The following is a 25,308-nucleotide window of genomic DNA, read 5'->3' as shown; positions in this document are numbered from 1 at the left end:
AGCAACCTACCGGCTCCGCCGCGTCAGGTCCCGCTGCGGTCCCGACGCGTCGCGGTGACCTGCACCACGACGGCTACGGCCATGAGCGCTGCCATGACCCCGCCCATCGCCAGCGCGGTCCCGCCGAGCGCGCCGGCGAGCGGTGTCCCGAGGCCGCCGATCCCGAACGTCAGGCCGCCCTGCAGGGCCGCGGCCGTCCCCGGGTGCGCCGCCCCGACGTGCTGCGTCCGGGTCATCGCCGCGGGCAGCACGAAGCCCCACGCACCCGTGACGACCGCGAGGGCGCACCAGACCGGCACCGGACCGAGGTCGAGCAGCGCCGAGACGAGGACCGCCGCCGCGCCCGCGGTGCCGACGAGCAGTCCGACGGTGAGCAGGGAGTCCTCGGAGAACCGTCCGACGACCCGGCCGAACACCAGCGTGGTGACGATCATCATCGAGGCGTTCGTGGCGAAGACCAGCGTGTACATGCCCTCGGAGAAGCCGAACTGGGTCTGGAACACGAACGAGCTGGTCGCGATGTACGCGAAGAACCCCACGGTGGACAGCACCCCGCTCAGCACGTAGGCCCGGAACCGCGGGATCGCCAGCAGTTCGCGGATGCGTCGACCGTTCGCGGCGAAGCCCACGCCCCCGCGTCGCTCCGGCGGCAGGGTCTCGCGGAACCGCAGCACCACCATCGCGAAGAACAGCGCGCCGAGCACCGCGAGCACGACGAACATGATCCGCCACGTGCCGAACGTCAGCACGGCGCCTCCGGCCAGCGGTGCCACGACGGGGCCGATGGCGTTGATCGCGGCGAGCGTGCCGAAGACCTTCGCCATCCGCGTCCCGCTCGCCACGTCCGACACCATCGCCCGGCCGGCGACCGCTCCGGCCGCCCCGCCGAGCCCCTGGGCGATGCGGGCGAGGACGAGCGTGACGACGTCCGGCGCGAGGGCGCACCCGACCGAGGCGAGCGCGAACACCGCGGTGCCGACGACGAGCATCGGCCGCCGACCGACCCCGTCGCTGACGGGTCCGACGAGCAACTGCCCGACCGCGAAGGCGACGAGGAACGCCGTGAGCGACAGCTGCACGGCACCGGGGGTCGTGCCGAGGTCGCGGGCGATCTGCGGCAGCGCAGGGATGTACATGTCGGTGGCGAACGGCGACACCCCGACGATCAGGGCCAGCGGCACGATCGGCGGCAGGGTGGTCGTGGTCGGCTTCCGGGTGCGCTCCGTCGTCACGACCGACACGCTACGCGCACCCGAATCGATTCGACGGCGGTCTGCGCGCAGCTCACGTCCGCCGAGTGGTCACTAACCGTCGCGCGGCGACCGGGCAGCCGACGTCGCGTGACCGCTCGGCGGTGCAGCCCTGGACGTGCGCGGCGCCGGACGGGAGGCCCGGGACAGCGCCGCCACGGGCCTCCCGTCCGCCACCGCGAGCGGTCACGGCGCGCCGCTCACGTCCGCCCAGTGGTCGCGAACCGTCGCGCGGCGACAACGGAGCCGACGGTTCGTGACCACTCGGCGGTGCGGGGCTGCCGGCGTCAGCCGGTGTTCTGCAGGCCGGCGGCGATCCCGTTCACGGTGAGCAGGAGCAGACGGTGGTCGGCGTCCGTCGGGTCGGTGCTGCCCGTCGTCCGGATGGACCGGAGCGCGCGGAGCTGCAGGTGCGACAGGGCGTCGACGTAGGGGCTGCGCAGGCGCACGGCCCGGGCCAGGACCGGACGGTCCTCGAGCACGTCGCTGCCACCCGAGATCCGGAGCACCCAGTCACGGGTCCGCGTCATCTCGTCGAGCACCTTGGCGGCGAGGTCGTCGCGGTCCGCGAGCTCGAGGTACCGGCGGGCGATGTGCTCGTCGGTCTTCGCGAGCGACATCTCGACGTTCTTGATCATCGCGCCGAACAGCGGCCACTCGGCGTAGGCGGCACGCAGGACGTCGACGTCACCGACCGCCTCGAGCGCGGAGCCGAGCCCGTACCAACCGGCCAGGTTGATCCGCGCCTGGGTCCACGAGAACACCCACGGGATCGCCCGGAGGTCCTCGAGCGACTCGACCGACAGCCCGCGGCGGGCCGGGCGGGAGCCGAGCGGGAGCAGACCGATCTCCTCCATCGGGGTGACCCGTGCGAACCACGGAGCAAACCCGTCCGCCTTGACCAGGTCGTAGAACGCGACGCGCGAGACGTCGTCCAGCTGCTGCGCGAGGTCGGCGAACCGGGTGGCCGCAGCGGCCGTGCGCGCCTCGTTGGACGGCAACGACGCGAACAGGGTGGCCGAGGCCATCTGCTCGAGGTGACGGGCCGCGATGTCCTGGTCGCCGTACTGCGCGAAGATGACCTCGCCCTGCTCGGTGAGCTTCAGGCGACCGTCGATCGATCCCGGCGGCTGCGCGAGGACGGCCTCGTTGGCCGGCCCGCCGCCGCGGCCGAGCGAACCGCCGCGGCCGTGGAAGAGGGTGAGCTCGACGTCGTTGTCCCGCGCCCAGTCGGCGATGCGCGCCTGGGCGTCGTAGAGCGCCAGGTTCGCGGAGACCGGACCGACGTCCTTCGACGAGTCCGAGTAGCCGAGCATGACCTCGAGCCGACGGCCGGTCGCGACCAGGCGACGCTGGAACGTCTCGGTGCGGACGGCCTCGTCGAGGATGTCGACGCTGGCGTGCAGGTCGGCGAAGGTCTCGAACAGCGGGATGACGTCGAGCACCGGCGCGGCCTCGGGCGAGCCGAGTGCTGCGACGGCGAGCTCGTGCACGTTCGCCAGGTCCGCCGCCGACTGCGTGAAGGACACGATGTACCGGCTGGCGGCACGGACCCCGTAGCGGTCCTGCAGGTCGGCGATGGTCCGGAAGACCGCGAGGACCTCTTCGGTGGTCTCGCTCAGCGCGCCGCCGGCCCGGATCTCCGCCAGGGCCGTGCGGTGCACCTGCGAGTGCTGCCGGACCTCGAGCTCGGCCAGGTGGAACCCGAAGGTCTCGACCTGCCAGATGAGGTTCTGCAGCTCACCGTTCGCCGGCCGGATCGCACCGGCGGCGACGAGCGACGCCTGGATCGTGCGGAGGTCGGCGAGCAGGGCGTCCGGGCCGTCGTACGCGAGCGGCGTCGTGCCCTGGCGGGTGGCGTCGATGCGCGCGGCGGTGAACAGGAGCGCGCGACGGTGCGTCTCGTTCGGGGCGCGGACGCCGATGCGCTCGGCGATGCCCGGGTCGAGTGACTCCTGCGCCGCCACGAGCGCGGTGAGCCCGGCGTCGGCCGGGGTGTCGCTCGCGTCGAGGGTCAGGGCGCTGCCGATGCGGGTGGTGGCACGGGTGAGCCCGATCAGGATGTGCTCGGCCGCGATCTCCGCAGCCTGGCGCGTGATGTCGGCGGTCACGTGCGGGTTGCCGTCGCGGTCGCCACCGATCCAGGTGCCGAACCGCACGAACGCGGGCGCCGTCACCGGTGCGCGCCCGGCGTCGTCGCCCTGCAGCCGGTCGTCGAGCAGGCGGTACACCTGCGGGACGATCTCGAACAGCGTCTGGTCGAAGACGCTCATGGCGGTCCGGACCTCGTCGAGCGGGGTCGGGCGGGTCGTGCGGAGCGGCGAGGTGCGCAGGAGCGTCGTGATCTCCTCGAGCAGCCGTCGCTCGTTCTCGGCACGTGCCGTGGCGTTCTTCGAGCGGTCGCGCTCGTCGATGAGGTCCGTGATGCGACGCACGCCCGTGGTGACCGCACGACGGCGGGCCTCGGTCGGGTGTGCGGTCAGCACCGGGTGGAACCGCAGCGTCCGGAGTCGCTCGGCCGCCTCGGCCTCGCCGACCTCGGCCACGAGTTCCGCGTAGGTCGCCGGGAACGAGTCGCCGGCCAGGCCGCCGTCGTCGCCGCGCTGCCGAAGCACCCGCACGCGGTGGTGCTCCTCGGCCAGGTTCGTGAGGTGGAAGTACGTCGTGAAGGCCTGCGCCACCGCTTCGGCGCGCTCGGCCGACATCGCGGACACGAGGGTCTGCGCGCGGGCAGCACCCTCGGCGTGGTCGCCCTCGTAGGCGTCGATCACGGCCGCACGCAGCGACTCCACGTCACGCAGCAGCTCGTCGCCACCGTTCTCGCGCAGCACCCGGCCGAGCAGGTTGCCGAGGTAGCGCACGTCGGCGCGCAGGTCACTGTCGACCGCGCCGCTGACGTCGTCCCGAGCGCGCTCATGGCGCGCCGATCCGTCGATCGCCGTCATGGGGTCCTTTCGGGGTCGTCCGGGAACACCGTCCCGGCTCCGAGCAGCGTATCGGCCCGCGGCCACCCGTGACGTCGACCGTCCGGACGGACCAGCGGGCAGGGCGCCCGGAACGCGGACGCGCGCTCAGCGCAGGCATGCAGGGAGGGGGGACGCCGGGATCGCGACGCGTCGCGGGAGCACCCCTGCAGTTGCGACGCGGTCCGCGATCCCGGCGGGTCTGTGGTCGGCGCGGATCGGCTCGGTTCAGCGCGGTTCAGCGCGGTTCAGCGCCGTTCGGCTCGGTTCAGCTCGGTTCGGCGAGCTGGGCCTGCGCGGCGGAGTGGACCTCGACGATCTGCACCCGCGCCGAGCGGCGGTCGGTCAGCGGCGACGTCCAGGGCACGATGACCTGTTCCTCGTCGCCGTCGTCGAGCCGGGCGAGCCAGACACCGGCGATCGCGTCGATCTCGGTCATCGTCGCTGCCACGGCGGTCGCGGCCCCGTTCGCGCGGACGATCGCCAGGTTGTCGACCGCGTGGTCGGCGTTCATGTGTCGGAGGATCGCTCGGCGCGCCTCGTCGTCGAACGGCTCGGTCACGCGGTCACCGCCACGTCGCCGGCCCCGTCGGTCACCGGGCGACGCCGGGCGTCGAGCCCCTCGAGCAGGCCGTTGTTGAGCGAGTACGCCAGTTCGACCTCGGCGATGACCCGCTCCTGCTCGTCGGCCGTCCACGGCGCCGCGTCGAGCTGCGCACGGTAGGTGTCCTTGAAGGCACTCGGGTCCGCGACCTGGTCGAAGATGTAGAACAGGACGCCGTTCGTGTCGAAGCCGAACTGGTCGGAGAGCATCCGCCCGATCATCTGCCCGCCGGACAGATCACCGAGGTACCGCGTGTAGTGGTGCGCGACGAAGCCGCCCGGCCACTCGGCCGCGACCTCGTTGAGCCGCCGCACGTACGCCGTCGTGGCGGGGAGCGGGCAGACCAGCTCGGACCAGTCCGGGCCGATCAGGTACTCGAGGTCGGCGCGGATCGCCGGCATCCGGGTCAGCTGCGAGGTGACGAACGGCGCCGCCACCGGGTGGTCCGCCATCCGCTCGGCCGCACGTTCGAGGGCGTCGTAGACGAACGAGTACTGTCCGAGCAACGCCGCGTAGTCGGCGACGTCGCACTTCCCGCCGAGCAGGTCGTGCATGAAGCCGTTCCCGGCCGAGGAACCGTGCGAGCGACGCGTGCGCTTGCGCAGCAGCTCGGAGAACGGGATGACGGTCGTGTCCATGAGGTAAGGCTAACCTTAGTTCGACAAACGTCAAGCAGGAGAGAGGACGCTCGTACCGATGAGCTCCAAGCCCAAACGCCCCCAGCACGTCTTCGTCGTCGCTCGCACCGAGCGACTGTCGCCCCACATGGTGCGCGTCCACCTCGGTGGCCCGGCCTTCGACGACTTCGTGGGCACAGCCGACCCGGACAAGCTGGCCGCCACCGACAAGTACGTCAAGCTCCTGCTCGCCAAGCCGTCGCTCGGCCTCGAGCCCCCGTACGACCTCGAGGAACTGCGCGAGACGCTGCCGAAGCAGGACCGACCGGCACGCCGGACCTACACGGTGCGGGCTGTCGACCACTCCGCGAAGACGATCGCCGTCGACTTCGTCGTGCACGGCGACGACGGGCTCGCCGGGCCCTGGGCCGCAGCGGCGCAGCCCGGCGACAAGCTCGCGCTGTCCGGTCCCGGCGGTGGCTACGCGCCCGTCGACGACCCCGACGTCACCCACGTCCTGCTCGGCGACGACAGCGCCCTGCCGGCCATCGGCGCCGCGCTGGAGTCGATGTCCGACACGGCCACGGGCGTCGCCCTGGTCGAGGTCGCCGGCCCTGCCGACGAGCAGGAGATCGCGCACCCGGCCGGGGTCGACCTGCGGTGGCTGCACCGCGACGCCACCGGCGCCCAGCCGGGCACGCTCCTGCTGGACGCGGCCCGGGCGCTGCCCCGTGCCTCCCGGCCGGTCCAGGTGTTCGCACACGGCGAGCGGACCGCGATGAAGGCGATCCGTCGGCTGCTGCAGGACGACTGGGGGCTCGAGAAGCGCGAGATGTCGCTGTCGGCCTACTGGGCGCTCGGCCGTGGTGAGGACCAGTTCCAAGAGGAGAAGCGCGAGCCGGTCGGCGTGATCTTCACCGACTGACGGGTCTCGGCCTGCACGGTTCGTCCCAGAGCGGTTGCGGTGGGAAGCGGAAACGGGCGTACCTGGTCGTTCCAACCGACCAGGTACGCCCGGTTTCGGCAGGTACGCACCGGTCCGGCTCGGGCGCGCCCCGGTCCCGGTAGGTACGCCCGGTTCCGGCAGGTACGCCCGGTCCTTCCCAGAGCGGCTGCGGTGGGAAGCGGAAACGGGCGTATCTGGTCGTTCCAACCGACCAGGTACGCCCGTTTCTGGCAGGTACGCACCGGTCCGGCACGGGTGCGCGGGTGGCCGGGAGGCTCGGGGCACGTCGGTGGGTCCGGCTAGCGTTCCGGGCATGGTCACCTCGTCGTGCTGCGTGCCGGGTTGCGCGGGTCCCGCTGCGGACGCGCTCGCGGGCGTGCCACTGTGCGCGACGCACGTCACGCTGGTGACCGAGTTCGCGGCCGAGCACGTCGGCGTCGAGGACACCCTGCCGGGCCCGTGCTCAGTGTGCGGATCCCGTGTCGGGGTGCGGTTCCCGACGGCGTTCGTCTGCGCACGGTGCGAGTGGCGGTGGGGCGACGTGCCCGATGGCGACCTCGCTCCCCCGCGGGTCGACGTCGTGTACTACCTGCGGATGCGCGACGACTTCGGCGACCGGGTGAAGATCGGCACGACGATGAACCCGAGGCAGCGGCTGGCCGCGATCCCGCACCAGGACCTCCTGGCGTTCGAGCGGGGCGACCGGTCACTCGAACGTCGGCGGCACGCGCGGTTCGCGGCCACCCGGTACCCCGGCACCGAGTGGTTCCGGGCGACACCGGAGCTGCTCGCGCACGTCGACGCCGTCGCCGCCGGGGTGGACGACCCGTGGGACCTGCACGCCCGGTGGACGAGCGAGGCACTCGCCCTGCGCGGCTGACCGAGCGGGCCGGAGCGCGTCCGCGCCTGCGGCCCGCCCACGTCGGCAGCCCGCCCACGTCGGCGGCCCGCCCACGCCGGTCAGGCCGCGCGGAGCATCCGGTCGGCGGTGCGCAGGGACAGCGCCATGATCGTCAGCGCCGGGTTCGCGATGACGGCGCTCGGGAACACCGAGTTGTCGGCGATCCACAGGTTCGGGACGTCCCACGAGCGGCCGTCCGGGTCGACGACCGAGGTCTCGCGGTCCGCGCCCATGCGGGCCGTGCCGATGGTGTGTGCGGTGCGCTCGAGGACCCGGACGTCCTTGCCGCCGGCGGCCTCGACGATGGTCGTCATGGTGCGGACGGCGTGGCGGCGGATCGCGTCCTCGTTCGCGCCCGGGGTGAACGAGACGCGGGCTCGTGGCACGCCGTGCTCGTCGACCTCGTCCGCGAGGACCAGCCTGTTGTCGTCGTACGGCAGGCACTCGGCGTTGATGCCGACGCCCGCGGAGTGCGGGTAGTCCTGCAGCGCCCGCACGAGCTCCGCGCCGCGCAGGCCACCGCCCCGGATGAGCGTGTTGGCGAAGGTCTGCGGCTGCACGCCGAGGCTCTGGATCAGGTACCCGCCGGCGAAGTCCGCGTCGGCGGGGCGGACGAAGTCCTCGGTGATGATCGACGACGGGTAGCCGCGGTAGGAGCGCATCGACTCGTCGAACCGTGCCCAGACCTGGGTGGCGCCGTGCGCGGTGAAGTTCCGACCGACCTGGCCGTTGCTGTTCGCGAGCCCGGTGTGCAGCAGCAGGCGCGGGGTCTCGATGCCGCCGGCGGCGAGCACGAGGGCCCGGCAGCGCTGCCGGTGTTCGCGGCCGTCGTGGGTGTACAGCACGGCGCTGACCTCGCCGGAAGCATCGAGCTCGATACCGTGCACGAAGGAGTCCGGCCGGATCTCGGCGCCGAACGCCACCGCGGCGGGCAGGTAGGTGGTGTCCATCGAGACCTTCGCGCCGTTGCGGCAGCCCTGGTGGCACGAGCCGCAGGAGACGCAGGCGTGCCGCAGGCCGTGGTGCTCCTGGTGGCGGTCCTCGGTGGTCAGCCCGACGGGGGCGTCGGTCGCGGTGATGCCGGCGGCCGCCGCCCCGCGCATCATCATGTCCGACGAGGCGTTGCGCGCCGGCGGACGCATCCGGTAGCGGCGCGACGGGTCCCACGGGTAGTGCTCGGGGCCAGCGACCCCGACGTCGTGTTCGACCTGCTCGATCCACCCGGTGAGCTCGGCGTGGCTGATCGGCCAGTCCTCGCCGACACCGGACGCGGAGCGCAGCGACAGGTCGTGCGTGCTCGGACGCGGGGTGAACGCGCCCCAGTGCAGCGTCGAACCACCGACTCCGGTGCCGCTGTTGTTCGGGCCGAACGCCGTCGGTGCGCCGCCGCCGCTCAGCCGCTCGTCCATCCAGTTGATGTCCCCGGGGGCGGCGACCTCGTCGGGCACGTGCTCGCCCGGCTCGGTGTTGCGACCGGCCTCGAGGGCGACGACCCGCAGGCCACGTCGGGCCAGGGAGGCCAGCAGGGGCGCTCCGCCGGCTCCGGTGCCGACGACCACCACGTCGACGACGTCGTCCGTGCCGTAGGTGCGCTGTCCGTCGAGTCTCATCGTGCTGCTTCCGTCGTCGTGGTGTCGTCGTGCGTGTCGTCGCGACGGTCGGGTGCCGGTGGCTCCCAGGCCTCGCGCTGGTCGGCGGCGAGCAACTGGAAGCCCTGCTTGCGGACGCCATCGCCCCCGTTCGCGAAGCCGTCGAAATCGATGGCCGCCATCGTCGCGGGGTGCGCGAGCCAGTGCTTCACGAGGTCGACGCTGGCGTCCTCGTACCAAGCGCGCAGCTGTGCTGCATCCATCACGGCGTCGAGCACACCGTCGGCGCCGTACCGACCGGCGGCCACGTCCTGCAGGGCTCTGTCGAGCGCGCCGTCCGCCGCCGGCCCGGCGAGCACGTCGAGCGCTGCCCGGTACGCCTCGAGGTCGGTGGGCATGCCGTCGACCCGCCATCCGTCACCGAGCCCCGCGGCGAGCTGGTCGTCGACGCGCAGGGCGAGGTCCACCTGACCGTCGCCAGGCTGCGGCACGACGATGCGCGCGATCGCACGGAGGGTGTCGAGTTGCCGAGCAGTGAGCGCTCGCGGTTCGGCGGTCGGGTCGTCGGGCAGCGCCCGGGCCGCCAACAGGGAGCGCATGCGCGCGCTGACCCGCGGCGAGGCGATCACCCGTGCCTGCTCGACGGGCACGACGGGCGCCCCGGTGAACCGGCGGGTCCAGAAGTCGCGGATTCGGTCCGCCACCGCCTCGGGCTGCTCCCACGGCAGCAGGTGGGCAGCACCCTCGACGACGTGGAGCTCCGAGTCGGGCCAGTGCGGCAGCGTCAGGCGCCGCTGTGCCTCGGCGTCCAGATCGCCGTCCTCGGCACCGGCGAGCACGAGAGCCGGCACGGGGTTCGGGGCCGCGTCGGACCAGTCCTCGCGGCTGCCGCGTGTGAGCCACGCCGTCCACGCACCGGGATCGGCGCGCTCGACGTCCTGCACGGCCGTCGTGTGTCGCTCGGGCGCCAGGGTGGACGCGGTGTTCGCGTCGACGAACTCGGCGGCGTGCGCCGCGCTGATCGGGCCGTCCGCCGCCCAGGAGAGCATCGCGGCGCGGCGGTCGTCGTCCATCGGTTCGGGCACCAGCGGCGAGGCCGCGAGCAGCACCACGGCGCGCAACCCGAACAGGCCGTTCGCGCCGGACATCGTGCGGTCGGCGACGACCGTGGCGACCTTGCCCCCCATGGAGTGACCGACCAGTACCCACTCGCTCGCGCCACTGGCGCCGATCGCGCGCTCGACGAGCACGGCCATCTCCTCGACGGTCGTGCCGGACGACGCCGGGCTGCGGCCGAAGCCGGGCAGGTCGATCCCGATGAGTTCGAGGTCGTCGCGGATCAGGGCGCGGCGGAGCAGGGCGAACTCCTCGGAGCTCGCCCCCAACGCGTGGAGGCAGAACGCAGGGGTCACTCCTCTTGCCTACCGGTCGCTCCGCGGAGGACCCAGGCGGGGTGTACCCCGTCGGCCGGTCTTGTCCCCCGATCGCTCACCGTGCGTACGCGTCCACGAAGAGGTCGCCGCGGATCTCCCGCAGGGTGTCGGCGAGCCGGTCGACGGTCCGGCCGGAGATGCCGGACACCTGCAGGTCGTACGGCCCGAGCGCCGGCAGGCGTCCGGTGCGGATGCGCACGACCTCCCAGCCGACGGCGCGGACGGCGCGGTCCTTCCTGCGGTCGGTGTCCTGCCGCGGGCCGACGTGCTCGAGGCCGTGGCGACCGGTCGAGTCGTACTCGATCGCGACGCGCAGCTCGGGCAGGATGATGTCCGGCCAGACCTCGACGTGGTCGAAGAACGGCCGGTCGAGGCGGATCGCGGAGTGGTCGTAGGTGAGCGCGAACCGGTCGGACAGCGCCGCGCGCAGCTCGGCCTCGACCGCGGACGCCGTCGCCGGGGCGCAGACGCTCGTGAAGGACTCGCCCGAGGGCAGCCGCGGGGTCTTCGGGCAGATCGTGCGGGGCACCGGCTGACTCGGACGTCGCGGCGTGCCCGGCGCCGGTCGACGTGCGCGGGTGCGGCTCGAGGCGACAGCACCGGCCGGGGTCCCGCGGGAGGGCGCGGCCGGCAGGGTCTGGCGACCGGTGGCCCGGACCACCCGCTGCGGGACCGGCACCTGCGACGGCCAGTCGGACGGCAGGACCGGCCAGCGCTGGGGTTGCGCCTGCACCGCGCACTCCGGGCACCACACCGAGCGTCGGCGTTCACGACCCGGCCGGGAGCGCTGTTCGGACGGCGTGGCGACGAAGACGTGGCCGACGTCGCACTCCCACGTCAGCAGGACCTCGGCCGCCGGCGGGACCTGGGTCAGGACGACGCCGTGGTTCCAGTCCGGGTGGTACTGCCGGATGAGCACCGGGTACGGCGCCCAGTCGGCGCGGAACTGCCCGACGGCGTACGGCACCGCCTCGCCGCGCGACCACTGTCGGCGGCGCCACCACGCGTCGACGGGTTCGGCCACGTCCACACGCTAGGCACCGCCACCGACACTGCGGAAAACCGGGGTGCACTCAGCCCGCGAGGGCCTGCTTCGCGTACGCGACGAGCGCGTTCGCGTGGCCGTGGCCGAGCCCGTGCTCGGTCTTCAGCCAGGCGACGACCTGCATGTGCGGGTGCTCGTCGAGCTGCTCGGCGACCAGGTCGAGCCACTCCTGGACCGGGCGACCGTACGTCTGCTCGATGCTCGGGAAGTACGACGCCGGCCCCTTCGCCGTGCTGCCGTCCGCCGGGGGCGCTGGAGCGGTCACGCGGTGCGCTGTCGTGGCAGAACAGTACTGCGCACCCGGCGTCACGGAACGTCATGCGCGCGGCGACTGTGACGCAGCGTTCCGCCCCGTAGCGGTGTGTTTCACGGTGCGTTGTCCAGGCACCGCGACCCTTCTACGGTCGCGACATGACCGACACCAGAACGGGACTGCCCCGCGACGCGACCAGCGCCGTCGCCGGCACCGACGGGGTCGACGCGACCGGCGTCGACGACGCGACGCGCGAGGCGGGCGCACCACGGGCCTCCCGGCCGACCGTCGCGACCGACGCGACCGACGCGACCGACGCGACCGACGCGACCGCCACGACCGCCACGTCCGTGGATGCTGCCGGACGCGCCGCGCTCGACCGACCCGTCCTCCCGCTGCGGCACCCGCTGCGCTGGATCGCCGCGGCCGTCGTGCTGGTCGTGCTCTTGAACTTCGTGGAGACACTGTTCACGAACGAGTCGTGGGGCTGGCCGGCCGTCGGGAAGTGGCTGTTCAGCCCGGCGATCCTGACCGGCCTGCAGCTCACACTCGTCGCGACGGCGCTCAGTGCGGTCATCAGCTTCACCGGCGGCATCGTCGTCGCGATCGCCCGGCTCTCGCGCAACCCGGTGCTGTCCGGGTTGGCGTGGGGCTACGTCTGGCTGTTCCGCTCCGTGCCGCTCATCCTCGTCCTCGTCTTCCTGTACAACCTCGCGTCGCTGTACCCGACGATCGGCATCGGGATCCCGTTCGGGCCGCAGGTCGAGGTCACCACGGCCAACGTCCTCGGCGACCTGGCCATCGGTGTGATCGGCCTGAGCCTGAGTGAGATCGCCTACGCCTCCGAGATCGTCCGCGCCGGTGTGCTCGCCGTCGACCACGGCCAGCACGAGGCCGCGCAGGCCCTCGGACTCCCCCGACGTCGCCAGTTCGTGCGGGTGATCCTGCCGCAGGCACTGCGGTCGATCGTGCCGGCGTTCGTGAACCAGGTCGTCGGGCTGCTCAAGGCGTCGTCGCTGCTGTTCTACGTGTCGCTGCTCGACCTGTTCGGGGTGGTGCAGAACCTGTCCAGCACCTACCCGACCGACATCATCCCGCTGCTCGTGGTCGCGACGCTCTGGTACCTCGCGCTCACCAGCGCGGTGTCGGTCGTGCAGTACTACGTCGAGCGCTGGACCGCCCGCGGCTCGGTCCGGGCGTTGCCGCCCACGCCGTTCCAGCGGGTGCGGGCCGCCGTGCGTCGCGGTTCCGGACGTGGGCCGGGACGGCCTGGAGGCCCGGATCGCCCCCGGCAGGCAGCCTCCGCTGCGCGCGGGGTCGCGTCCGGCCCCGCTTCCACCATCGACGACAGGACCATCTGATGAGCGCAGCGATCAGCATCCACGGAGCCGTCAAGGCGTTCGGCGACACGGTCGTCGTCGACGGCGTCGACCTGTCGTTGCCGTCCGGGAGCGTCACCGTGGTGCTCGGCCCCTCCGGGTCCGGCAAGTCCACGCTGCTGCGCGCGATCAACCACCTCGAACCGCTCGACCGCGGCGTCGTCACGGTCGGCGGCGAGACGATCGGCGTCCGGCTCCGGACCGGGCGCGACGGGGTCCCCCGCTACAAGGAACTGCCCGAGCGCCTGATCCTGCGGCAGCGATCACGGATCGGGTTCGTGTTCCAGCACTTCAACCTGTTCCCGCACCTGACCGCGCTCGAGAACGTGGCCGAGGGCCCCATCGCCGCCGGGGTCCCCCGTGCCGTGGCGCACGCCCGTGCGGCGGCCCTGCTCGAGCGCGTCGGACTCGGCGACCGTGGCGACACCCGGCCGCGGCAGCTCTCCGGCGGGCAGCAGCAGCGCGTGGCCATCGCGCGGGCACTGGCGCTCGAACCGTCGGTCGTCCTGCTCGACGAACCGACCTCGGCGCTCGACCCGGAGCTCGTCGGCGAGGTGCTCGGCGTCATCCGGGAGTTGGCGGACACGGGCACCACGCTCGTCATCGTCACCCACGAGATCGCCTTCGCCCGCGAGGTCGCCGACCACGTCGTGTTCCTCGACCACGGCCACGTCGTCGAGCAAGGCTCCCCCGCCCAGGTGCTCGACGATCCGCAGCACGCTCGCACGCGGGACTTCCTGTCCCGCGTCCGCTGACGCCGTCCCCTCGACGTTCCTTCTTCCCTTTCCACCCGATCCCAGGAGAACCATGTCCCCCACCACCCCCGCACGCTGGCGGAACCGCGCCGGCGCCCTCGTCCTCGCCACCGGAGTCGTCGTCGCCCTCGCCGGGTGCGCCACGTCGGCGACGGCCGGCTCCGGCTCTGGCTCCGGCGCTGGCTCCGGCGCGTCCGACGGCACGGTAACGATCGGCGCCGCGTCGAACGGTGCCGCCACCGAGACGAAGGTCACCGTCGACGCGGACGAGAAGCTGCACGACGAACTCCCCGCGTCGATCAAGAAGTCCGGCAAGCTCGTCGTCGGCATCGGTGCGCTGCCGGCCGGGTTCCCGCCGCTCGCGTTCACCGGCGACGACCAGAAGACGCTGACCGGCTCCGAGCCCGACCTCGGCAGGCTCGTCGCCGCGAAGCTCGGCCTCCAGGCCCAGGTGCAGAACGCCACGTGGGACAACCTGTTCGTCGGGATCGACGGCGGCAAGTACGACGCCGGGTTCTCGAACATCACGGTGACCGAGCAGCGCAAGGAGAAGTACGACTTCGCCTCGTACCGCCAGGACAACCTCGCGCTGCAGGTACCGGAGGACTCCTCGTTGACGTTCGACGGCGACCCGTCCGTGCTCGCCGGCAAGACCGTCGCCGTCAGTTCCGGCACCAACCAGGAGCTCATCCTGCTCGGCTGGAAGGCCGACCTCGCGAAGCAGGGCAAGACGATCACGATCAAGTACTACCCGGACGGCAACGCCGTGAAGCTGGCGCTCGACTCCGGCAAGATCGACGCCTACTTCGGGCCGAACCCGACGGTCGCCTACCAGAACACGTTGAGCGCGGACGGCGCGAACCCCACGAAGACGGCCGGCACGTTCTCCGGCGCGGGCGGGGACCTGCAGGGGCTGATCGCGGCGACGACGAAGAAGGACAGCGGGCTCGCCGAGCCCATCGCGGACGCCATCGACGAGCTGATCGACGACGGCACGTACGCGAAGTGGCTCAAGTCGTACAACCTGTCGAACGAGGCCGTGGAGCACTCCGAGGTCAACCCCGAGGGGCTGCCGCTCGACGCGAGCTGAGCCGGGTTCGCCGGGTCCGAACGACTCGGAACGACTCCCTCGATGTCGCACGACGTCGAGGGAGTCGTTCTGTGCGCGCGCGGGTGGTCGGCGCCGATGCAGAACGACATCGTCGACGTCGCACGACGACCACGATGTCGCTCGTTGCGCGTGCATCGTCCGACATTCCACGAGGGGATCGACGCGTGCATCGTCGGAACATGCACACGCACTCGATGCATGCGCAAGAGACGACGATCCACCTGACGATCAACAGGTGGATCGTCGGAACATGCACACGCACCGGCCGCACGCGCACCGACCCCGAACGACATCGTCGACGTCGCACGACGACCACGGTGTCGCTCCTTCCGCGCGCCGCCGGTTGCACGCGCGCACGAACGACGAGCCCGATGTCGTGCGACATCGAGCTCGTCGTTCCGGGTCGACGCGGACCAGTACGGTCAGCGCACCCCGGCACCCACGCCAGCCCCGGCACGCACAGCACCAGCACCAGCACCAGCACCAGCACCCCGCGCCGCCCACTCCGCCGCGAGCAGCTCGTACGAACGCACCCGGGCGTCGTGGTCGTGCGTGATCGTCGTCACCAGGAGCTCGTCCGCGCGGGTCGCCCGCTGCAGGACCTCGAGGCGGTCCGCGACGGCCGCAGCGTCGCCGACGAACCGGGTGGCGAGCCGATCGGCGACCGACGCCGCCTCTGCCGCAGCGAGCGGCGCAGCTCGTGCCGCGGACGGCGTCGGGTACTCGATCGCCCCGACGCCGGAGCGGATCGAGTGCACCCACTCCGCGTACCCGAGCGACAGCTCCGCGGCCTCGGCCTCGGTGCGCCCGACGACGACGTCCGCCGACACGATGACGTGCGGTGCCTCGAGCACCCCCGGGCGGAACGCGTCGCGGTAGGCCTGCACCGACGCCAGGACCGTGCCGGGCGACGTGTGGTAGTTCGCGCCGTACGGCAGTCCGAGTGCTCCGGCGACCCGGGCGCTCTCACCGCCGGTCGACCCGTGGATCCACAGTTCGACCGACGCTCCTGCTGCCGGCGGCGCCTCGACCACGGCGCCGTCCCGCGACCAGGTGCCGGCGAACAGCGCCCGGATGAGCGACAGTTCGCCCTCGAACCGGTCGACGTCACCGGGGACGCGTCCGAGCAGCTCCCCCTGCAGGGCGAACCGGCTGCCCGGTGCGATGTGGAAGTCGAACGGTGCGGGCACGAGCAGTCCGTCGACGACCTCGTCCGAACGGGGCGCGAGCGACGGCGGCTTGGGGGTGCCGGGTGCCGGCGCCCCGGAGCGGCCGAGCCCGAGGTCGATCCGCGGCCCGTACAGCGCCGCGAGGGTGCCGAAGGTCTCGGCGATCTGCAGCCCGCGGACGTTGCCGACGAGCGTCGCCGCACTGCCGACCCGGATCGTCGACGTGGCCGCGGCGACCGCTCCGATCACGATGGTCGGCGCGCTGCCCGCGACACCGGGGTTGAGGTGGTGCTCGGCGAGCCAGTAGCGGGCGTACCCGGCACGTTCCGCGGCGACGGCGAGGTCGACGGTGCGGTGCAGCGCCGTGGCTGCGGACGACCCGGCGGTGAGCGGTACCAGGTCGAGCACCGAGAGCGGGACGGAGCCAGCGGCGCTCACGAGGCGTCCTTCCACGCGCCGGTCAGCTGGTCGAGCCGGGTGTCGGCCCCGAAGACGATGCCGTGCACGTCCGTCGCCGGCGCGATGATGCTGGTGAGTTCGTGCACCGGGACGAAGTCGACCTGGGACGCGATGCGCTGCTGGATCTCCCCGAAGGTGGCCGACCGGTCGGACGCCGACGACTGCGACAGCTCCTTCGTGAAGAGCGCGTCGAGCGTCTTGTCCGACGCACCGATCGACTGGGCACCCGAGCTGGAGAACTTCGAACGCAGGACGTCACCGTCGGCGCGCGAGCTGTTGTCCCACGACAGGTCCCAGTCGCCGCTCGTCAGGTTGGCGAGGTACTGCGGCACGGTCCCGCTCTCGAGCGTGACGCCGACGCCGACCTTCTTCAGCTCCTGCTGGATCAGCTCGAGGGACGTCTGGTTCGGTCCGAAGTTCGTGATCCAGACGAGCTTGAGCTGCAGCTTCGTGCCGTTCTTCGAGCGGATGCCGTCGGAGTCCTTCTCCCACCCGGCGTCGTCCAGGGCGGCCGCCGCGGCCTTCGGGTCGTACGTGGCCGAACCCGACGACGTGGACGAACCCGACGACGTGTCCGCGTACCCGGGCGTCGTCGACCCGAGGACCGAGTCCGCGACCTTGAACAATTCGTTCAGCGAGGTGTCGCGGACCGCCTTCGGGTCGACGGCCTGTGCGATCGCCTTCCGGACTGCGAGGTCCGACACGATCGGCCGCTTCTGGTTGAACGTCAGCCCGAACACCTGGCCCGGGTTGGCGCGGGTGACGAGGTCGTACTGCGCCTGCAGGGTGTCGACGTCGCTCGGCTGCACGCTGCTGATCGCGTCGAGCTGCCCGGACTGCAGGCTGCCGGTGCGGACGCTCGCCTCGGGCACGACCTGGAACGTGACCTTCGACAGGTGCGCTGCCCCGGAGCCGCCGCGGGCTGCGGGACCCCAGTCGTAGTCCTTTCGCTTCGTCAGGATCGTGGACGTGTTCTTCGTGTACGACTGCAGCGTGAACGGTCCGGTCCCGATCACGGCCTTCCCGTCGGCGCGGTCCTCGAACGGGGTCTCGGTGGTCTTCGGGGCGACGATGCCGAGGGCGACCGACGACGTGGCGTTCGGGAACGCGGCGTTCGGCGCCCCGAATTCGACCTCGACCGTGTCGTCGTCGACGACCTTCGTCCCCTCGTAGCCGGAGAAGTACGCGGCGGCCGTGCTCGATGCGCCGGCCGAGGCGATGTCGTCGAAGGTGTCCCTGACGGCCGTCGCGTCGAACGCGGTGCCGTCCGAGAACGTGACACCGGAGCGCAGGTCGAACGTGAACGCGGTGGCGTCGGCGTTCGCCGAGTACTTCGTCGCGAGCCACGGCTTGAGCGAGCCGTCGGACGGGTCCTGCCAGAGCAGCGAGTCGACGAGCTGCCGCGTGATCGCGAGCGTGTCGTTGCCCGCGCCGGTACCCGTCGGGTTGAGCGTGATCGGGTCGTTCGCAATGGCGTACGTGAGCGAGCCGCCGTCGACGGGCTTCGACGACGAGGAGGAGGTCGACGCGGTACCGCCCGACGAGCAGCCCGCCATGACCAGGGCCGCCGCGGTGCCGGCCGCGATCGCGGCCACCAGACGGAACGGGGTGCGGTGGGTGGTCATGAGACTCCTTCGGTGGTGGGGACGCGCCGGGATCGTCCCGGGATCGCGTCGAGCAGTGCGCGCGTGTACTCGTGCTGCGGGTCGTGCAGCACCTGCGCCACGTCGCCGTGCTCCACGACGCGGCCGCCCCGCAGGACGGACACCTCGTGCGCGATGCGACGGACGACGGCGAGGTCGTGCGAGATGAACAGGTACGAGACGCCGAGCGTCGACTGCAGCTCGGCGAGCAGGTCGAGGATCTGCGCCTGGACGGACACGTCGAGGGCGGAGACGGGTTCGTCGAGGACGATGAACGACGGGTCGAGTGCGAGCGCGCGGGCGATCGCCACACGCTGCCGCTGTCCGCCGGACAGCTCCGCCGGTCGACGACCGAGCACGGACGACGGCAGCGCGACGAGGTCGAGCAGCTCCGCCGCCCGAGCCGTACGGGACCGCCGCGTGCCGATGCCGAAGGCCGCGAGCGGGTCCGCGATCACCGCCCCCACCGACAACCGCGGGTGCAGCGCCGCGTACGGGTTCTGCTGCACGATCTGCGCCTGCCGCCGGTACGCCCGCAGCGCGGCACCGCGGGCTCCGCCCACGTCGGCGCCGTCGAACCGCACGCTGCCGGCGTCCGGGCGTTCGAGTCCGAGCACGAGGCGCGCGGTGGTCGACTTGCCCGACCCGGACTCCCCCACCAGCGCCAGGGTGCGGCCCCGCTGGACGGTCACGTCCACCCCGTCGACGGCGGTCACGCGGTCGAAGGACTTCCGCAGTCCGGTCGCGACGACGAGTGGGTCGGGGCGGTCGGACGGGAGGCCCGTGGCAAGTCCCACGGACGCGGTCAGGTCGTCGAGACTGGGCGCCGCTGCGATCAGTGCGCGCGTGTACGGCTCACGGGGCGCGCCGAGCACCTCGGCCGGGGTGCCCTGCTCGACGATCCGCCCCTCGGACATCACGACGATGCGGTCGGCCCGGTCGGCGGCGACCCCGAGGTCGTGCGTGATGAACAGCACGCTCGTGCCCCGTTCGGCGACGAGCCAGTCCAGGTGGTCGAGGATCGTCCGCTGGACCGTGACGTCGAGCGCGCTCGTCGGTTCGTCCGCCACGAGCAGCTCGGGGTCGCCGATCAGGGCGATCGCGATGAGCACCCGCTGCCGCATCCCGCCGGAGAGCTCGTGCGGGTACTGCCGCGCGCGGAGCTCGGGACGGTCGATGCCGGCACGGCGGAGCTCCTCGACGGCGCGTTCCCGGGCCTCGGCGTCGGTGGCGAGTCCGTGGATCCGGAGCACCTCGGCGACCTGGGTGCCGATCCGCGTCACGGGGTTGAGCGACACCGTCGGGTCCTGTGGCACGAAGCCGATCCGGACGCCGCGCACGGACCGCACCTGGCGGTCGGTCGCGGTGACCAGGTCGAGGTCCCCGGTTCCGTCGGCCGCCCCGGAGAGCCGCACCGTGCCTCCCGTCAGGTCCGCCGCTGCGGGCAGGAGCCGGAGGACCGCGTGCGCCGTCGTCGACTTGCCCGAACCGGACTCGCCGACGATGGCGACGCGCTCGCCGCGACCGACCTCGAGCGACACGCCGTGGAGCGCGGTGCGCGCGCTGCTCCCGCGGCCGTAGGTGACGGTCAGGTCCTGGATGCTGAGCAGGCTCATCGGACGGCCCTCCGTTCGGTGTCGAGCGCGCGGGCGACGCGGTTGCCGGCGAGCACCGTGACGGCGATCACCAGGCCGGGGATGGTCGTGAGCCACCACGAGGACGCGATGTAGTCGCGCCCGGTGGCGACGAGGGAACCCCACTCGGGCTGCGGAGGCTGCGCGCCGTAGCCGAGGAAGCTCAGGCTGGAGACGGCGAGGATCGCGGTGCCGAACTCGAGGGCGGCGAGCACCAGGACGGGACCGGCCGCGTTCGGCAGCACGTGCACGAGCAGCACGCGCCACCAGCGGTTGCCGTTCGCGCTCGCGGCCTCGACGTACGGCGCGGTGCGGACCCGGACGACCTCGGAACGCATGATGCGGGCGATCGTGGCGATGCTCGCGACGCCGACCGCCACCGCGACGTTCACGGTACCGAAGCCGAGCACGGTGACGATCGTCAGCGAGAGCAGCAGGCTCGGGATCGCGAGCAGGACGTCGGCGACGCGCATGAGCACGGCGTCGACGACCCCGCCGACGAAACCGGCGACGAGCCCGACCAGCGAGCCGCCGACCAGGCCGATGACGATCGCGAGGACCGCGGCCTGCAGTGTGAGCGCGGTGCCGTGCACGACGCGGGCGTACAGGTCGCGGCCGAGCTGGTCGGTGCCGAACCAGTGCGCGGCGTCGGGAGCGGTGAGCTTGGCGGCCGGATCGGCGGCGAGCGGGTCGTGGTGGGTGAGTGCTCCGGGCAGGAGCGCGGCGAGGACGACGAGGGCGAGCCAGACGATGGCGACGGTGAGCGTCGGACGGGCGACGAGCGCGCGGAGCGCCGTCGTGGTGCCGCCGGGGAGGCGGTCGGTGGTGAGCGACACGGGGCGGCCGATCGCGAGCTCCGTGGTCTCGGTCATGCGGGGACCGCCTTCGGTTCGGTGGTGCCGGACGGGGTGGTGCCGGGCGTCGCTCCCGGTGTCGCTCCGTCGTGGTCGCGGAGCTTCCGACGGCTGCCGGCGACGACGACGCGCGGGTCGAGCAGCGGGTACACGAGGTCGACGACCAGGTTCACGACGACGAAGACCGCGGCGGCGAGCAGCACGATGCCCTGCACGACCGGGATGTCCTGCTGCTGCACGGCGGTGGCGGTGACCCGGCCGAGGCCCGGGCGGGAGAACACCGTCTCGGTGACGACGGTGCCGGAGAACAGCTGCCCGACGATGAGTCCCGTCACGGTGAGTGCGGGCAGCGCAGCGTTCTTGAGCGCGTGCCGGAGCTGTACCCGCCACCGCCCGGCACCCTTGGCGTACGCGGTGTCCACGTACGGCTCGCGGAGCGTCTGGACGAGGGACTTCGACAGCAGCTGGGCGATCGTGGCACCGGTCGGCAGCGCCAGGGTGATCGCCGGCAGGACGACCGACGCCGGGCCCTCGCCACCGAATGCCGGGAACACGTGCAGCCCGAACGAGAACCACTGCACCAGCAGCAGCGCGAACCAGAACCCGGGGACGGCGACGCCGATCGGGGGCAGCTGGAGCAGGAACTGGCCGAGGGCCCGGTTCCGGGTCCACGTCGCCAGGACCGCGATCCCGCCGCCGAACACGATCGCGAGCACGAGGCCGGCGACCGCGATCTGGGCGGTCGGCGCGATCGCTTCGCCGATGACGTCGGCGACCGGTCGACCGACCCCGATCGAGCGGCCGAGGTCGCCGGTGAGCAGGGCGCCGAGGTGCTGGACGTACTGCACGAGCACCGGCTGGTCGAGGCCGTACTGGTGCCGGAGCGCGTCGAGCTGCGCCGCCGTGACGTCGGTGGCGTCCGGGCCGACCATGATGCGGGCCGGGTCGCTCGGCAGCACGTAGAGGACGAAGAACGAGATCGTCCACGCCGCCCAGAGCACGAGCACGGCCTGGCCGATGCGGGAGAGCACGTAGCGGGTCATGCAGCCACCGCCGTCCGGGCGCGCGTCCACCCGAGCGCCGGTGCGACCTTCGCCACGACGTCCGAGACGATCTGCTCGTACTCGTCACCGGCGAACTCGTAGGGCAGCTCGACCCGGAACTCGTCGACCTCGGCGAGCGTGGCGTCGTGCACGAGCTGCTCGACGATCTGCTCGGCGGGCCCCACCAGGTCGGCCGAGAACAGGGTCCGCCGCGGTCCCTGGGGCGCGGTCTGCCGTGCGAGACGGGACTCGTACCAGGTGCGGTACCGCTCGCGCGAGACCCGGTCGGCCGAGTCGGTCGGCACGACGCACCGGCCCCAGGCCACGCGGGGCGTTCGCCCGGTCGGCAGCGCGGCGCGGTACGCGGCGAGCTGGTTCCGCTGGGCGGTGCCGTGGTCGTCGGTGCCCTCGCCCGAGGTGAGGTTGCCGAGCAGCAGGTTGAGCCCGGAACTGCCGGCGAAGGAGGCCGACCGGAGCGACCCGCCGCCGTACCAGACCCGGTCGACCAGACCCGGCGCGTAGGGCTGCAGCCGGGGGCGCTGGAGGTTCCCGGGGCTCTGGATGACGGTGTCGTCCGCGCCGAGGAACGCGCCGCGCAGGTTCTCCACGAACCGGGAGACCCGCCCGTACCCACGGTCGAAGGCGCGCCAGTCACCGTCGAACACCAGGTCGCCGAGGATCTCGGCGTGCGGCGACCCGGTGGACAGCCCGACCTGCAGCCGACCGTGCGCCAGGACGTCGGCGAGCGAGAAGTCCTCGGCCAGGCGGAAGGGACTCTCCCACCCGATCGGCACGACGGCGACGCCGAGCTCGATGGACGTGGTGCGCTGCGACGCCGCCGCCAGGAAGACCGCGGCCGAGCCGATGCCGTGCTCGAGGTGCCGGTGCCGGACCCAGGCGCCGTCGACGCCGAGCCGCTCGGCCGTGGCGAACAGGTCGAGGGTGGCCTCGAGACCGTCGGCTGGGGCGTCGTCCTCGAAGTTGCCGGGGACCAGGATCGCGAGGCTCGAGATCGTCACGCGAGCACCCCGGCGGACGCTGCCGCACGCGCCGGACCCGCCGCAGCGGCCGTGCGTGCGGCGGCCGAACGGTCGCGGATCGTGCCGGGCAGGTCGAGCGTCTGCCGGAGGGTCGCCCCCTCGTCGTAGGACTGCCGGTAGACGCCACGCTCCTGCAGCAGCGGGACGACCGTGTCGACGAACTCGTCGAGGCCGTACGGGTTGGTGTGCGGCACGACGACGAACCCGTCGGTGGCGCGCTCCTGCACGTACCGGTCGATCTCGGCGGCGATGTACGACGCCGTCCCGACGAACCCGCCGCGGGTCGAGGCGCGGATGACGAGGTCGCGGATGGACAGGTGCTCGGCCTCGGCCAGGTCCCGCCAGGACCGTACCAGGGCGGGGACGTCGCGGGTGTGCCGTGCGCGCCCGCGGGTGATCGCGGTGCCCTCGTAGTCGGGCTCGATCGTCGGCAGCGGGCCGTCGACGTCGTACGACGACAGGTCGCGGTTCCAGACCTGCTCGAGGAACGCGATCGCCGTGGCCGGACTGACCTGGGCACGACGGATGGCGTTCGACCGTTCTTCGGCGTCCTCCGCCGACGACCCGATCACGAACGTCGCGCCGGGGAGGATCTGCAGCTCGTCTTTCGACCGTCCGACCCGTTCGAGCCGCTCGGTCACGTCGCGGTAGAACGCCTGCGCGTCGTCGAACTCGGTGTGCAGCGAGAAGATCACCTCGGCGTTCGTGGCGGCGAGGTCGCGCCCCTCGTCGGAGTCACCGGCCTGCACGATCACCGGGTGCCGCTGCGGACTGCGGGGCACCGGGAACGTGCCGGTGACGTCGAACTGCGCGCCGTGGTGGTCGACGTCGCGGATGCGCGACCGGTCGGCGAACACGCCGTCCGCCAGCGCGCCGCCCGCGGCGGTGCCGGCGACGACGGCGTCGGCCTGCCACGAGTCCCAGAGTTCGCGGGACAGCGCGATGAACTCGGCGGCGCGCGTGTACCGGTCGGCGTGGTCGAGGAACCCGCCGCGGCGGAAGTTCGCGCCGTGGAACGCGTCCGAGCTCGTCACGACGTTCCACCCGGCACGGCCGTCGGTCAGGTGGTCGAGCGTGGCGAGCTGCTTCGCGAGCTCCACGGGCTCGTTGAACGTCGTCTGCAGGGTGCCGACCAGACCGATGTGGTCGGTGACCCCGGCCAGGGCGGCCAGGACCGCGAGGGTGTTCGGGCGCCCGACGACGTCGAGGTCGTGGATGCGCCCCTTCTGCTCGCGGAGCCGCAGGCCCTCGGCGAGGAACAGGAAGTCGAAGAACCCGCGCTCGGCGTTGCGGGCGAAGTGCTCGAACGACGAGAACGCGATCTGGCTCTCGGCGCGGTCGTCGCTCCAGATCGTGGTGTTGTTCACGCCGGGGAAGTGGGCGGCGAGGTGGACCTGACGCTTGGTGCTCATGCTGAGACCTCCACAGAGACGGAACCGGCGGGTGCGGACGCGTACCGGCTGACCGCCGGGGCGATGCCGAGCCGCGTGCGCAGGTCGGCGGTGGGACGGGACGTCACGTCGGCGCGGAGCCCGGCGGTGACGAGGGCGGGGACGAGCTGCCTGGCGATGGCGGTGCTGTCGATCGGGATGCGCAGGGGGCGGAGCCGGACGCCGGCGAAACCGAGGCCCCGCAGGTCCCCGATCAGCGACACGAGTTCGGGCACTGTCGTCGCGAGCACGGACGTGTCCGAGCCGGAGCCGACGGCGTACGGGGCACCGGCAGCGGCGTCGAGCGCGGCGAGCTCGTCGGCCGCGGCAGCGGTCGAGGACCCGATCAGCACCGCGAGGTCGGCGAGGACCGGACGACGGACGTCCGACCCGGCCACCTGCTCGAGGTGACGGACCTCGTCCAACAGGTCCCGCGCCTCCCGGCCCTGGTACCCGGGCGTGACGAGCACGACGTCCGCAGCGTCCACGGCGAACGCGGCAGCGTCGGCGCGGTGGGCCAGAGCGAAGACCGGCGGCCGGCCCTGCGGCGACCGCGGCACGATCGACGCGCCGTGCACGGACAGGTGACGGCCCGCGTACTCGGCGTTGTGGATCCGGTCGCGGTCGATGAACCGGCCGGTCGTGACGTCGCGGATGATCGCGTCGTCGTCCCAGCTGTCCCAGAGGCGCGACACGACCTCCGCCGCCTCGCGGGCCTCGTCGAACAGGTCCGCGGCGGTGTCGCCGCCGGGGCGGCGGCCGAACAGGGCCGCCTCGCGGGTCGTCGGGCTCACCTGGATCCGCCACCCGGCTCGCCCGAGCGAGACGTGGTCGAGGGTCTGGAGGCCCGTGGCGACGTGGAACGGTTCGGTGTGCGTCACCGAGACGGTCGGCACCAGACCGACGGCGCGGGTCGCGGGGGCGACCGCGTTCGCGACGAGGAGGGCGTCGAGCCGTCCGGCGACGGTCGTGGTGTCGAGGTCGTGGTCGGCAGCCGTCGGGCCCGCGGTGAACGAGTCCTCGATGGTGACGGCGTCGATGCCGAGCCGGTCCTGCTCGACGACGACGTCGCGCCAGTGCCGGAGGCTCGACAGGCGCTGCGCGGCCGGGCCGGCGACGCGCCAGGCGGCGGGGTGCCAGCCGGCGCCCTGCAGCGCGGTGACGAGGGTGATGCGGTCGGGCATGGCAGT

Annotated in this window: 21 protein-coding genes; 5 read left to right on the top strand and 16 right to left on the bottom strand. The window is 72.7% G+C overall.

Features of this window, described 5'->3' with window-relative positions; all coding sequences use genetic code 11:
* Positions 1–23: 23 nt before the first annotated feature.
* The 4 genes from EDF51_RS01670 to EDF51_RS01655 form a co-directional block, all read right to left on the bottom strand.
* Entirely contained in the window at positions 24–1,232 is a 1,209-nt protein-coding gene (locus EDF51_RS01670; protein ID WP_243837060.1) for a multidrug effflux MFS transporter, read from the bottom strand.
* Between the two features lie 305 nt (positions 1,233–1,537).
* Positions 1,538–4,195, bottom strand: coding sequence for a phosphoenolpyruvate carboxylase (locus tag EDF51_RS01665; RefSeq protein ID WP_134193664.1), 2,658 nt, complete (start codon positions 4,193–4,195; stop codon positions 1,538–1,540).
* 286 nt (positions 4,196–4,481) lie between these two features.
* A complete protein-coding gene (locus EDF51_RS01660; protein WP_200849248.1) occupies positions 4,482–4,775 on the bottom strand; it encodes a DUF2470 domain-containing protein in 294 nt (97 codons plus the stop codon).
* Positions 4,772–5,455, bottom strand: a complete 684-nt coding sequence (locus tag EDF51_RS01655) for a biliverdin-producing heme oxygenase (protein WP_131878766.1) — start codon at positions 5,453–5,455, stop codon at positions 4,772–4,774. The genes EDF51_RS01660 and EDF51_RS01655 overlap by 4 nt, the downstream gene beginning before the upstream one ends.
* Positions 5,456–5,513: 58 nt before the next feature.
* Between EDF51_RS01655 and EDF51_RS01650 the strand changes: the two genes are divergently transcribed.
* Together EDF51_RS01650 and EDF51_RS01645 are read left to right on the top strand one after the other, a co-directional pair.
* A complete protein-coding gene (locus tag EDF51_RS01650; protein WP_134193662.1) occupies positions 5,514–6,359 on the top strand; it encodes a siderophore-interacting protein in 846 nt (281 codons plus the stop codon).
* A 334-nt stretch (positions 6,360–6,693) separates the two neighbouring features.
* Positions 6,694–7,260 (top strand): GIY-YIG nuclease family protein, encoded by a 567-nt coding sequence (locus EDF51_RS01645; RefSeq protein ID WP_134193660.1) that lies wholly within the window; start codon positions 6,694–6,696, stop codon positions 7,258–7,260.
* A gap of 80 nt (positions 7,261–7,340) precedes the next feature.
* Here EDF51_RS01645 and EDF51_RS01640 read toward each other — a convergent pair whose 3' ends face one another.
* From EDF51_RS01640 to EDF51_RS01625, 4 genes are all read right to left on the bottom strand, one after another.
* Positions 7,341–8,891, bottom strand: coding sequence for a GMC family oxidoreductase (locus tag EDF51_RS01640; RefSeq protein ID WP_123938197.1), 1,551 nt, complete (start codon positions 8,889–8,891; stop codon positions 7,341–7,343).
* The gene (locus EDF51_RS01635) at positions 8,888–10,282 is read right to left on the bottom strand and encodes an alpha/beta hydrolase (protein WP_134193658.1); all 1,395 of its coding nucleotides are present in this window, start codon (positions 10,280–10,282) and stop codon (positions 8,888–8,890) included. Before EDF51_RS01635 ends, EDF51_RS01640 begins: the two co-directional genes overlap by 4 nt.
* A gap of 76 nt (positions 10,283–10,358) precedes the next feature.
* A complete protein-coding gene (locus EDF51_RS01630; RefSeq protein ID WP_134193656.1) occupies positions 10,359–11,327 on the bottom strand; it encodes a hypothetical protein in 969 nt (322 codons plus the stop codon).
* Positions 11,328–11,376: 49 nt separating this feature from the next.
* On the bottom strand, positions 11,377–11,613 hold the full coding sequence (locus EDF51_RS01625; protein WP_208321809.1) for a DUF4287 domain-containing protein: 237 nt from the start codon (positions 11,611–11,613) through the stop codon (positions 11,377–11,379).
* Positions 11,614–11,759: 146 nt separating this feature from the next.
* Between EDF51_RS01625 and EDF51_RS01620 the strand changes: the two genes are divergently transcribed.
* Genes EDF51_RS01620 through EDF51_RS01610 form a run of 3 tightly spaced genes read left to right on the top strand, consistent with a single transcriptional unit; the run spans position 11,760 to position 14,825 of the window.
* Positions 11,760–12,962 (top strand): amino acid ABC transporter permease, encoded by a 1,203-nt coding sequence (locus EDF51_RS01620; RefSeq protein WP_243837059.1) that lies wholly within the window; start codon positions 11,760–11,762, stop codon positions 12,960–12,962.
* Positions 12,962–13,735: an amino acid ABC transporter ATP-binding protein gene (locus tag EDF51_RS01615; RefSeq protein ID WP_166673476.1), complete on the top strand. Its 774-nt coding sequence runs from the start codon at positions 12,962–12,964 to the stop codon at positions 13,733–13,735. The genes EDF51_RS01620 and EDF51_RS01615 overlap by 1 nt, the downstream gene beginning before the upstream one ends.
* A 52-nt stretch (positions 13,736–13,787) precedes the next feature.
* On the top strand, positions 13,788–14,825 hold the full coding sequence (locus EDF51_RS01610) for an ABC transporter substrate-binding protein (protein ID WP_134193650.1): 1,038 nt from the start codon (positions 13,788–13,790) through the stop codon (positions 14,823–14,825).
* 443 nt (positions 14,826–15,268) lie between these two features.
* Here the strand turns inward: EDF51_RS01610 and EDF51_RS01605 are convergent, their stop codons facing one another.
* The 8 genes from EDF51_RS01605 to EDF51_RS01570 are packed head-to-tail and all read right to left on the bottom strand — an operon-like array spanning position 15,269 to position 25,302.
* On the bottom strand, positions 15,269–16,453 hold the full coding sequence (locus tag EDF51_RS01605) for an LLM class flavin-dependent oxidoreductase (RefSeq protein ID WP_134193648.1): 1,185 nt from the start codon (positions 16,451–16,453) through the stop codon (positions 15,269–15,271).
* On the bottom strand, positions 16,450–18,099 hold the full coding sequence (locus tag EDF51_RS01600; protein WP_134193646.1) for an ABC transporter substrate-binding protein: 1,650 nt from the start codon (positions 18,097–18,099) through the stop codon (positions 16,450–16,452). The genes EDF51_RS01605 and EDF51_RS01600 overlap by 4 nt, the downstream gene beginning before the upstream one ends.
* Positions 18,096–19,733, bottom strand: a complete 1,638-nt coding sequence (locus tag EDF51_RS01595) for an ABC transporter ATP-binding protein (RefSeq protein WP_134193644.1) — start codon at positions 19,731–19,733, stop codon at positions 18,096–18,098. Before EDF51_RS01595 ends, EDF51_RS01600 begins: the two co-directional genes overlap by 4 nt.
* Positions 19,730–20,623 carry an ABC transporter permease gene (locus EDF51_RS01590; RefSeq protein WP_134193642.1) on the bottom strand — a complete coding sequence of 298 codons (894 nt, stop codon included), beginning with the start codon at positions 20,621–20,623 and terminating at the stop codon, positions 19,730–19,732. The genes EDF51_RS01595 and EDF51_RS01590 overlap by 4 nt, the downstream gene beginning before the upstream one ends.
* Entirely contained in the window at positions 20,620–21,648 is a 1,029-nt protein-coding gene (locus tag EDF51_RS01585; protein ID WP_134193640.1) for an ABC transporter permease, read from the bottom strand. The genes EDF51_RS01590 and EDF51_RS01585 overlap by 4 nt, the downstream gene beginning before the upstream one ends.
* The gene (locus EDF51_RS01580) at positions 21,645–22,667 is read right to left on the bottom strand and encodes an LLM class flavin-dependent oxidoreductase (RefSeq protein ID WP_134193638.1); all 1,023 of its coding nucleotides are present in this window, start codon (positions 22,665–22,667) and stop codon (positions 21,645–21,647) included. Before EDF51_RS01580 ends, EDF51_RS01585 begins: the two co-directional genes overlap by 4 nt.
* Positions 22,664–24,100: an NtaA/DmoA family FMN-dependent monooxygenase gene (locus tag EDF51_RS01575; protein WP_131878796.1), complete on the bottom strand. Its 1,437-nt coding sequence runs from the start codon at positions 24,098–24,100 to the stop codon at positions 22,664–22,666. The genes EDF51_RS01580 and EDF51_RS01575 overlap by 4 nt, the downstream gene beginning before the upstream one ends.
* Positions 24,097–25,302: an LLM class flavin-dependent oxidoreductase gene (locus EDF51_RS01570; protein ID WP_131878798.1), complete on the bottom strand. Its 1,206-nt coding sequence runs from the start codon at positions 25,300–25,302 to the stop codon at positions 24,097–24,099. Before EDF51_RS01570 ends, EDF51_RS01575 begins: the two co-directional genes overlap by 4 nt.
* Positions 25,303–25,308 lie beyond the last annotated feature (6 nt).

The sequence above is a fragment of the Curtobacterium sp. PhB25 genome, assembly GCF_004365375.1.
Taxonomy (GTDB): Bacteria; Actinomycetota; Actinomycetes; order Actinomycetales; family Microbacteriaceae; genus Curtobacterium.
This window is presented reverse-complemented; position numbering and strand designations above follow the sequence as displayed.

Coding starts and splice junctions, on each gene's coding strand:
- EDF51_RS01665 (WP_134193664.1), bottom strand. CDS start 4,195: ATGACGGCGATCGACGGATCGGCGCGCCATGAGCGCGCTCGGGACGAC.
- EDF51_RS01655 (WP_131878766.1), bottom strand. CDS start 5,455: ATGGACACGACCGTCATCCCGTTCTCCGAGCTGCTGCGCAAGCGCACG.
- EDF51_RS01650 (WP_134193662.1), top strand. CDS start 5,514: ATGAGCTCCAAGCCCAAACGCCCCCAGCACGTCTTCGTCGTCGCTCGC.
- EDF51_RS01645 (WP_134193660.1), top strand. CDS start 6,694: ATGGTCACCTCGTCGTGCTGCGTGCCGGGTTGCGCGGGTCCCGCTGCG.
- EDF51_RS01640 (WP_123938197.1), bottom strand. CDS start 8,891: ATGAGACTCGACGGACAGCGCACCTACGGCACGGACGACGTCGTCGAC.
- EDF51_RS01620 (WP_243837059.1), top strand. CDS start 11,760: ATGACCGACACCAGAACGGGACTGCCCCGCGACGCGACCAGCGCCGTC.
- EDF51_RS01615 (WP_166673476.1), top strand. CDS start 12,962: ATGAGCGCAGCGATCAGCATCCACGGAGCCGTCAAGGCGTTCGGCGAC.
- EDF51_RS01610 (WP_134193650.1), top strand. CDS start 13,788: ATGTCCCCCACCACCCCCGCACGCTGGCGGAACCGCGCCGGCGCCCTC.
- EDF51_RS01600 (WP_134193646.1), bottom strand. CDS start 18,099: ATGACCACCCACCGCACCCCGTTCCGTCTGGTGGCCGCGATCGCGGCC.
- EDF51_RS01595 (WP_134193644.1), bottom strand. CDS start 19,733: ATGAGCCTGCTCAGCATCCAGGACCTGACCGTCACCTACGGCCGCGGG.
- EDF51_RS01590 (WP_134193642.1), bottom strand. CDS start 20,623: ATGACCGAGACCACGGAGCTCGCGATCGGCCGCCCCGTGTCGCTCACC.
- EDF51_RS01585 (WP_134193640.1), bottom strand. CDS start 21,648: ATGACCCGCTACGTGCTCTCCCGCATCGGCCAGGCCGTGCTCGTGCTC.
- EDF51_RS01575 (WP_131878796.1), bottom strand. CDS start 24,100: ATGAGCACCAAGCGTCAGGTCCACCTCGCCGCCCACTTCCCCGGCGTG.
- EDF51_RS01570 (WP_131878798.1), bottom strand. CDS start 25,302: ATGCCCGACCGCATCACCCTCGTCACCGCGCTGCAGGGCGCCGGCTGG.